Origin of the sequence: Rhizobacter sp., assembly GCF_035702065.1 — a bacterium.
In the GTDB taxonomy this organism is placed as follows: domain Bacteria; phylum Pseudomonadota; class Gammaproteobacteria; order Burkholderiales; family Burkholderiaceae_C; genus Rhizobacter.
This window is the reverse complement of the sequence record NZ_DASSRA010000356.1, coordinates 1-7,898: the sequence shown is the minus strand read 5'-3', so window position 1 is coordinate 7,898 and position 7,898 is coordinate 1. Positions and strand designations below refer to the sequence as shown.

At 68.6% G+C, this 7,898-nt stretch carries 7 protein-coding genes and 1 pseudogene; 1 reads left to right on the top strand and 7 read right to left on the bottom strand.

Translation table 11 applies throughout. The features are described 5' to 3' along the window. From VFL64_RS15820 to fliF, 7 genes and pseudogenes are all read right to left on the bottom strand, one after another. A pseudogene (locus VFL64_RS15820) lies at positions 1–311 on the bottom strand (flagellar basal body-associated FliL family protein); the annotation flags it as partial. A 150-nt stretch (positions 312–461) separates the two neighbouring features. Then, positions 462–1,655, bottom strand: a complete 1,194-nt coding sequence (locus tag VFL64_RS15815; RefSeq protein ID WP_489541337.1) for a flagellar hook-length control protein FliK — start codon at positions 1,653–1,655, stop codon at positions 462–464. A gap of 50 nt (positions 1,656–1,705) precedes the next feature. Next, positions 1,706–2,185, bottom strand: coding sequence for a flagellar export protein FliJ (gene fliJ / locus VFL64_RS15810; RefSeq protein ID WP_489541336.1), 480 nt, complete (start codon positions 2,183–2,185; stop codon positions 1,706–1,708). Positions 2,186–2,201: 16 nt separating this feature from the next. Further along, a complete protein-coding gene (fliI, locus tag VFL64_RS15805) occupies positions 2,202–3,638 on the bottom strand; it encodes a flagellar protein export ATPase FliI (RefSeq protein WP_489541335.1) in 1,437 nt (478 codons plus the stop codon). Beyond that, on the bottom strand, positions 3,635–4,411 hold the full coding sequence (locus tag VFL64_RS15800; protein ID WP_489541334.1) for a FliH/SctL family protein: 777 nt from the start codon (positions 4,409–4,411) through the stop codon (positions 3,635–3,637). Before VFL64_RS15800 ends, fliI begins: the two co-directional genes overlap by 4 nt. Then, positions 4,398–5,393, bottom strand: coding sequence for a flagellar motor switch protein FliG (gene fliG, locus VFL64_RS15795; RefSeq protein ID WP_489541333.1), 996 nt, complete (start codon positions 5,391–5,393; stop codon positions 4,398–4,400). The genes VFL64_RS15800 and fliG overlap by 14 nt, the downstream gene beginning before the upstream one ends. 12 nt (positions 5,394–5,405) lie before the next feature. After that, positions 5,406–7,094, bottom strand: coding sequence for a flagellar basal-body MS-ring/collar protein FliF (gene fliF, locus VFL64_RS15790; RefSeq protein ID WP_489541332.1), 1,689 nt, complete (start codon positions 7,092–7,094; stop codon positions 5,406–5,408). A 161-nt stretch (positions 7,095–7,255) separates the two neighbouring features. Between fliF and fliE the strand changes: the two genes are divergently transcribed. Continuing rightward, entirely contained in the window at positions 7,256–7,582 is a 327-nt protein-coding gene (gene fliE, locus VFL64_RS15785) for a flagellar hook-basal body complex protein FliE (RefSeq protein WP_489541331.1), read from the top strand. Positions 7,583–7,898: the final 316 nt, after the last annotated feature.

Below are 7,898 nucleotides of genomic sequence, written 5' to 3'. Positions count from 1 at the left end.
TCGACTTCGAGCGTGATGCCGATCTGCGCGAAGCGGTCGGTTTCCTTGTCGGCGAGGTTGACCACGAAGGGGTCGAGCGCCACGAAGGTGGGCGGGTGCTTGGCGTGGTCCTTGCGCTTCTCGACCACGGCCGCGGGTTCGTCTTCGTCTTCCTCGGCGGCAGCGGCGGCCGCTTTCTTCTTCATCACCATGACGGCCGCGCCCCCACCACCCAGGACCAGCAGCAGGACGGCCGCGAGGATGATGATCAGCTTCTTCTTCCCCTTCTGGGGGGCGTCGCCAACATCGGCAGTGGCGGCAGCAGTGGACATGGACGCTCCTTCAATGGCAGGCCCGCAAAGGGGCTGCAATGAAGGAAATTATGAAAACCGGGGCGGTTTTCGATGGCTCGATAAGCGGGGGGAAAGTCGGTCTTCACCACCCCGATGGGGTCATCCCGGCGAAGGCCGGGATGGCATTCGTCAGGCGTAGAGATCGACGCCGCCGGCCGACACCCGTGCGGTGCTGCGCTGAACCGTGACTTCCTTCTCACCTGACGACGCACCATGGCGGCCCGAGCCATCACCGGAGCCCGAGCCTTCGCCATCGCGCCCACGGGCCTGGCTGTGCACGCCGCCACCCGAGAGGGTGAAGCCGGCATCGCGCAAGGCCGCTGCCAGCTCGGGCAGGCCGCCTTCGATGATCTGGCGCGTGGCGGCCGAATCGGCGCCGAAGTTGACTTGCGCCTGCGTGCCGTCGAGCGCGATCTGCACCGAGATCGGCCCCATCTCGGCGGGGTTGAGGTGCAGTTCGGCCTGCTGGATGCCGTCGCGGGCGAGCACGCTCACCTGCACGCCCAGCGACTGCGCGAACTCGGGTGTGTTCACGGGGGTCGGCACGGCCACCGCCACGGGGGCAGCAGCGGCCTCGGTGCGCTGGGCGCCGGCCGCGGGCGCAGCAGCGCCGAGCGCGGCCACCGACGGTGTTTCGTGTTTGGCTGGCGTCTCGACCGGGGCGTGCAAGCGCTCCATCGCGGCCTGCCATTCGCCGGCGCTGGCGGTCTTCTCGGCCGCCACGGCGTCGGGCTTGCCGCGGCTGTCGCGCGCGGCGTGCAGGCGCTCGGTGGGCTCGTCTTCGGTCTTGCCGGCGCGCTTGTCGGCGCCACCGGTCAGTTCGATCTCGGTGCCGGGCTTGCCGCTGTGGCCGTCGGCCTCGTCATCGGCCTGCGCTCTGGCACCCCCGGCGGCAACTTCGGCCGGCGCGGCCGGCACGGGCAGGTTGAGCGCGGCCAGCCAGTCGGACAGCGCCGGGTCGACCGGTTCGCTGTCCTTGGCGGCTTCGGTCTTCTCTTCGGCGCTGGGCGCGTCGGAGGTCTTGGCAGGCTTGGTTTCGGCGTTGGGCTGCCTGGCCTTCTCGGCCTTGGCGGGCTGGCGCTCGGCCGATTGCGAACGTTGGGTGTTGCTGCTGCGTTGCGCGGCGGGCTGCGCGGCCTCGCCCTCGTCGCTGCTCTTCACCGGCTCGCTGTGGCGGGCCGAAGGCTCATGCGCCATGGCTTGGCGCTGGCTCAGCATCTTGGCGAAGCCGTTGTCGGCCTGCTGCGGGGTGGCCGGTGCGGGAGGGGCAGGCGGTGTCGGGGGCAGCGCGGGGGCAGCGAACGAGAGGATGGCAGCAGTCATGGCGGCAACTCGGATGAAGAGGTCAGTCGCAAGGGTCTGGCGGGCACGGATCAGGCGGCAGGCGACAGGGGGCGCTGCTGCAACTGGTTCCAGGCCGCGCGGGCGGCGAATTCATCGGTCTGCTTCTGGTCGCGGCGGTCGGCGGCCAGGCGCAGCTCCTGCACGCGGCGTTCGAGCAGCTTGCGCACCGAGGCCACGCGCATCTCCTGGCCGCGCAGGGCCTCACGCGATTGCTCCAGGCGCAGCGCGGCATGGGCAGCGATCTGGCGCTGCTGATCGATGGCCTGGCCCAGGCGGGCGCTGAAGCCCTGGTAGCACTGCAGGATCTCGATCGAGCTCTGGCGCGAGAACTGCTCGCGGAAGCGCGCTTCGTACTCGCTGCGGTAGGTGATGAGCTGCTCGGCCTGCGTCTGCGCCGCAACGTGCGACTCGTTGGCACGCTGCATGGCGGCCAGCGCATCGTCGCGCTCGCGTTCGGCCTGGCCCAGCAGCGCCATCAAGGGATCAAGCGAAGGGTTGTTCGTGGTCATGGTTCACGTCCTGAAATCATTGACCCACCACGCCGCGCAGCTCGCGCAGGCTCTGGGGCAGGGAAGCGGGCTTGTGCATGTCCTGCTGCAGCAGGCTGGCCATCTGCGGGTGCAGGCGCACGGCGGTGTCGAGTTCGGCGTCGTGGCCCGGCGTGTAGGCGCCGAGCTGGATCAGGTCGTGCGCCTTGTTGTGGCGGGCGTAGAGCTGGCGGAAGCGGCGCGCCGCGTCGATGTGGGTCGGCTCGCTCACGTTGTTCATCACGCGCGAGATCGAGCGCTCGATGTCGATGGCCGGGTAGTGGCCGGCTTCGGCCAGCTCGCGGCTGAGCACGATGTGGCCGTCGAGGATGCCTCGCGCCGCATCGGCGATCGGGTCCTGCTGGTCGTCGCCTTCGGAGAGCACCGTGTAGAAGGCGGTGATCGAGCCCACGCCGTGGATGCCGTTGCCGCTGCGCTCCACCAGCTGCGGCAGCTTGGCAAAGCAGCTCGGCGGGTAGCCCTTGGTGGCCGGCGGCTCGCCGATGGCCAGGGCGATCTCGCGCTGCGCCATGGCGTAGCGGGTGAGCGAATCCATCAGCAGCAGCACGTGCAGGCCACGGTCGCGGAAGTGCTCCGCAATGGCAGTGGCGTAGTTGGCACCCTGCATGCGGGTGAGCGGCGGCGCATCGGCCGGCGCAGCCACCACGACGGAGCGGCGGATGCCGTCTTCGCCCAGGATGTCTTCGATGAACTCTTTCACTTCACGGCCGCGCTCGCCGATCAGGCCGACCACGATCACGTCTGCCGCGGTGTAGCGGGCCATCATGCCCAGCAGCACCGACTTGCCCACGCCGGTGCCGGCGAAGAGGCCGATGCGCTGGCCGCGGCCCACGGTGAGCATGCTGTTGATGGCGCGCACGCCGGTGTCCAGCGGTTGGCGGATGGGGTCGCGGTCCATCGCGTTGATGGGGCGGCGCACCAGCGGCTCCTTGTGCACGTTGGCCAGCGGCCCCTTGCGGTCGATCGGGTGTCCGTGCGAGTCGATCACCCGGCCGAGCAGGCCGTCACCCACGGGCAGGTGCTGCGTGCGGTCTTCGCCGCGGCGCCAGGGGTGGTTGGCCGCACCCAGCTGCAGCGGCACGATGGGCGAGGGGCGCGGCACCACGCGGGCGCCGCTGGCCAGGCCTTGCACGTCGCTGCTGGTGGGCATGAGGTAGGCACGGTCGCCCGAGAAGCCGACCACCTCGGCCAGCACGGGCGGCTGGTTGTGGTGGTCGTCCATGTGGATCTGGCACACCGAGCCCACGGGCACGCGGATGCCGGCGGCTTCGAGCACGAGGCCGGCCACGCGCACCAGGGTGCCTTGCGTTTCCAGCGGCACGGGCTCGGCGGCAAAGGTCTGCAGGTTGCCCAGGTAGCGGTGCCACTTCTCGGCATTCGCGAGGGCGTGGGCTTCGAGAGGTGAGGTGTTCATTCAGCGGCCTCGTCTTCTTCCGCCGTGGCGGCGCCGCTCCAGCCTTCGTCGATGCCCAGCGAGGCCGCGGCGCGGCGCCAGCGGGCCTCCAGGCTGGCGTCGATCACGCCGATGTCGGACTCGACCACGCAGCCGCCGCGCGTGATGCTGGCGTCGGACAGCAGGCGTGCGCCGCGCGCGGCCAGCACGTCGGCGGCGCCCTGCGCCACCAGGGCGTGGTCGTCGGGGTGCACGCGCAGGGTGATGTGGTGGGCGCTGAGCAGCAGCGTGTCGACCGCCTCCTGCGCCACGGCCACCACGAGATCGGGGCGCTGAGCGAGTTCGCTGCGCACCATCTGGCGCGCCAGGTGCGTGGCCGAGACGGCCAGCGCGCGCGCCATGTCCTGCTGCAGGTCATCGAGCTGCTGGCCGGTCGACTGCATCAGCGTGCCGATCTGCGCGGTGATCTGCGCGGCGTAGCTCTGCTTGAAGCCTTCGAGCGCCACCAGGCCGTCGCGGTAGCCGTCCTGGTAGCCGGCGCTGCGGGCGGCCTTGACGTGGACGGCCAGTTCCTCGGCCGGCGATGGCTTGGGCGGCGCGGGCGGTGCCGGCGGCTCGGCGCGCTGCACGGGCGCCTGCGGCGCACCTTCGCCGCCCGAGAGCGCACCCGGCTTCCAGGCCGCGAAGGAGTTGAGCTCTTCGCGGGGGATGAAGCGGGCGTAGGCCGACGCCGGCTTGGGTGCAGCGCCTCCGTTGGGCGGCGGTGCAGGACGTGTCGGTTTAGAGGAACTCATCGTCCCCGCCCGAAGCCAGCATGATCTGGCCTTCGTCGGCCAGGCGTCTCACGATCTTGAGCATTTCCTTCTGCTCGGCCTCGACCTCGGAGACACGCACCGGGCCGCGGCTTTCCAGGTCTTCGCGCAGCGTCTCGGCGGCGCGCGTGGACATGTTGCGGAACACCTTCTCGCGCATCTCGGGCGTGGCGCCCTTGAGCGCGATGACCAGCGATTCGCTCTGCACTTCCTTCATCAGCAGCTGGATGCCCTTGTCGTCGATCTTCTCCAGATCGTCGAAGGTGAACATGTTGTCCATGATCTTCTGGGCCAGCTCGTTGTCGGCTTCGCGGATGTAGTCGAGCACCGCGGTCTCGACGCTGCCGCCCAGAAGGTTGATCATCTCGGCGGCCGTCTTCACGCCGCCCAGGCTGGCCTTGCGCAGCTTGTCGCCGCCGGCCAGCACCTTGCTCATCACTTCGTTCAGATCCTTCAGCGCCGAGGGCTGGATGCCGTCGAGCGTGGCCACGCGCACCAGCACTTCGTTGCGCTGGCGCTCGGTGAAGCACTTGAGCACGCCGCTCGCCTGGTCGAAGTCGAGGTGAACGAGGATGGCAGCCACGATCTGCGGGTGTTCGTTGCGCAACAGCTCGGCCACCGAGTTGGCGTCCATCCACTTCAGGCTTTCGATGCCCGACACGTCGCCACCCTGCAGGATGCGGTCGATCAGCAGGTTGGCCTTGTCTTCGCCAAGCGCCTTGCGCAGCACCGACTTCACGTACTCGTCCGTGTCGGTCACCAACATGCTCTGCTCGGAGGCAACGGTCGCGAACTTCTCCAGCACGCCCTCGACCTTCTCGCGCGGGATGCTCTTCATCCGGGCGATGGTCTCGCCCAGGCCCTGCACCTCTTTCGGCGTGAGGTGCTTGAACACCTCGGAGGCTTCTTCCTCGCCGAGGGACATCAGCAGAATCGCTGCGTCTTCCAGTCCTTGTGCGTCCATGCTTTGTTCTCGTTATGACTTGAGCGTGTCGCCATTCACCCAGCCGCGCACGATGTTCGCCACGGCCGTGGGGTTCTCCTTGGCGAAGGTGCGCGCACTGCTCAGCTGGGCGCTGACCTTGGGCGACTCGATGCGCAGGAACTCGGGTTCCGGCTCGGGCATCGCATCCTTGTCATCGACGATGGCCAGGGCCTCGCGGGTTTCCGGTGCGGGCGGCGGCTGCAGCGCGGCCTTGAGGGCGGGGCGGATCAGCGTGAACACGACCACCAGGGCGACCAGGGCCAGCGCCGCGGGCACCACGGCGGCTCGCATCAGGTCGATGGTCTGCGGCTGCTTCCACAGCGGCGTGTCGTCCTTGGGTGCAGCCTCGACCTTGAAGGGCGCGTTGATCACCTTCACCGAGTCGCCGCGCTCCTGCTTGAAGCCGATGCTCTCGCGCACCAGCGCATTGAGCTTCTCCACTTCCTCGCCGGTCAGCGGCACGGTGGTGGTCTTGCCCTTGGCGTCGGTCTTGGTGATGTGGTTGACCACCACCGCGGCGTTCAGTCGCTTCACGGTGCCGGTGGCGTTGCGCGTCACCTTCACGGTCTTGTCGACTTCGTAGTTGGTCACCGCGTTGCGGCTGCTGTTGGTCTGGCCGCCGGCCGCGCCGCCCTGCGCCGTCTGCAGCGGCTGCGAGGCGCCGGTCAGCGGCGCGGTGGCGGCCACCGGCGGCTGGTTGGAGGTGGCGCCGGGGATGCCGGTGGCGCCCGTGCCGTTGCTGCCCTGCTGTTCGCTGGTCTGCATGCTGCGCACGCTGGCCTCGGCATTGGCGCCCTGGTTGGGCTTGAACTCTTCGGAGGTCGATTCGGTCTGCGAGAAGTCGACGTCGGCGGTGACCTGCGCGCGCAGGTTGTCGCGGCCGACCACGGGCTCCAGGATGTCGAGGATGCGCTTGGTGTAGCTGGCCTCGATCTGGTTCACGTACTGCAGCTGGTTGGCATCGAGACCGGTGCCGGAGCTTGCATCGTTCGCGCCCGACAGCAGCGCGCCGGTCTGGTCGAGCACGCTCACGGCCTTGGGGTTCATCTCGGGCACGCTGCTGGAGACGAGGTGCACGATGCCGGCCACCTGGGCGCGGTCGAGCGTGCGGCCGGGGTAAAGGCTCAGCATCACCGAGGCGCTGGGCTTCTGCTGTTCGCGGAAGAAGCCGTTCTGGTTGGGCAGGGCCAGGTGCACGCGGGCGTTCTGCACGGCGGGCATGGCGGTGATGGAACGGGTGAGTTCGCCTTCCAGGCCGCGCTGGAAGGTGAGGCGCTCCTGGAACTGCGTCTGGCCGAAGCGGGCGCCGTCCATCAGCTCGTAGCCGACCACCGAACCCTTGGGCAGGCCGGCCGAGGCGAGCTTGAGGCGCAGGTCGTGAACTTGTGCCGCCGGCACGAGGATGGCGCCGCCCCCTTCGGTGTAGCGGTAGGGCACGTTCATCTGCGAGAGCTGGGCAATGATGGCGCCGCCGTCCTTGTCGGACAGGTTGGCGTACAGCACCTTGTAGTCACCCTGGCTGCTCCACAGCGTGAGCGCGGCCAGCACCGCCACCAGGGCGGCGACGCCCAGGCCAAGGCCGAGGCGGCTCTTGGCCGGCAGCGCCGCCAGGCGCGCACCGAAGCCGGCGCCCGGGTTGGCGAGGGGGTTGGGGTTGGCAATGGCGATTGCGTTGTCCATGTGATTCTTGGGGGTCATCGTCCACAGCGAAGGGCAGACAGAGTCGCCCGAATGGGAACGATTATTTGGAAACTTGAGGGGTCGGGATGACTTGAACAGGCTCCGAAACAGCGGCCAGTTCCAGACATCCCTGCTTACACAAAGCCCTAAAGTTCCGTCTCATGGATGTCACCCTCAAGCCCGTCAACTTTGCCCAGGCCGCCGCGCGCGCTGGCCTGGGGACGAATGGCTTGCCGCTGGCCAACGCCACCAAGGCGGTGGGCGGCGCCGGGTTCCAGCAGCAGCTCACTCAGGCGCTGCGCTCGGTGAGCGACAGCCAGAACCAGGCGACCGAGATGCAACGGCAGGTGCAGCTGGGCAACCCCACGGTCAGCCTGGAAGAAACCATGGTCGCCATGCAGAAAGCGCAGATCGGTTTCCAGGCCACGCTGCAGGTGCGCAACAAGCTGGTTCAGGCTTACTCAGAGATCATGAACATGCAGGTGTGAGGCCGGTGCTTCGGCTGGCCGCGCGTCACCGCTCAGGCGGGTCTTCCCGCTCGCACGTCACCGCTCGCTCAGGCTGAGGTATCGAAGCCCGGTGCTCATGTTTCCCCGCTTCGCGTGGTGTGTTTCTTCCTACTTCCAGCGGGTGCGCCGGGAGTCCGCCCCGGCGGGCGGGTCACTTTCATTTGTCGCGCCAAATGAAAGTAACCAAAGCAAAGGCGCTCTTCATTTGGTCGAACTGCGTGGCCACAGGCCTCGGCCTGTCTTCGCCATGCCGCAGGATCGGCCGCACATCTGCTGCGACCGCACTACTCATCGT

Bases quoted from the DNA above. Each gene is read 5' to 3' on its own strand.
- VFL64_RS15815 (WP_489541337.1), bottom strand. From the start codon at position 1,655: ATGACTGCTGCCATCCTCTCGTTCGCTGCCCCCGCGCTGCCCCCGACA.
- fliE (WP_489541331.1), top strand. From the start codon at position 7,256: ATGGATGTCACCCTCAAGCCCGTCAACTTTGCCCAGGCCGCCGCGCGC.
- fliI (WP_489541335.1), bottom strand. From the start codon at position 3,638: ATGAACACCTCACCTCTCGAAGCCCACGCCCTCGCGAATGCCGAGAAG.
- fliG (WP_489541333.1), bottom strand. From the start codon at position 5,393: ATGGACGCACAAGGACTGGAAGACGCAGCGATTCTGCTGATGTCCCTC.
- fliJ (WP_489541336.1), bottom strand. From the start codon at position 2,185: ATGACCACGAACAACCCTTCGCTTGATCCCTTGATGGCGCTGCTGGGC.
- fliF (WP_489541332.1), bottom strand. From the start codon at position 7,094: ATGGACAACGCAATCGCCATTGCCAACCCCAACCCCCTCGCCAACCCG.
- VFL64_RS15800 (WP_489541334.1), bottom strand. From the start codon at position 4,411: ATGAGTTCCTCTAAACCGACACGTCCTGCACCGCCGCCCAACGGAGGC.